Consider the following 482-nt stretch of genomic DNA (forward strand, 5'->3'; position numbering starts at 1 on the left):
ATGAAGTTCCGTGGTCCGTTGATCGCGCTGGTGGTGTTTATGGCGGTCGCGATGGTGTTGACGTGGTTGGTGTATGCCACGTTGCGCCGTGATGTGGCGGGTGGGACCACGGCGTATTCGGCGGTTTTCACTGATGTGTACGGGTTGCGTGATGGTGATGACGTGCGTATGGCCGGTGTGCGTGTGGGGCGTGTGGAGAAGATCGAGCTGGTCAACAACAACCAGGCCAGGGTCGATTTCGTGGTCCAGAACGATCAGAGGTTGTATGGGAACACGCTGGCGTCGGTGACGTATCAGAACATTGTGGGTCAGCGGTATCTGGGTCTGTCGCTGGGTAAGAGCGGTGATACGAATGTGCTTGCGGCGGGGTCGACGATTCCGTTGGAGCGCACCGATCCGTCGTTTGATGTGACCACGCTGCTCAATGGGTATGAGCCGTTGTTCAGCACTCTGTCGCCCGAGCAGGCCGATAACCTGACCAA

At 58.1% G+C, this 482-nt stretch carries 1 protein-coding gene; it reads left to right on the forward strand.

Annotated elements, in window-relative coordinates:
- The coding region (locus AC5Y5C_RS24865; protein ID WP_499977339.1) for an MlaD family protein at nucleotides 1-482 on the forward strand (482 nt) is incomplete at its 3' end.

This window comes from Mycobacterium sp. NGS15 (assembly GCF_059813245.1).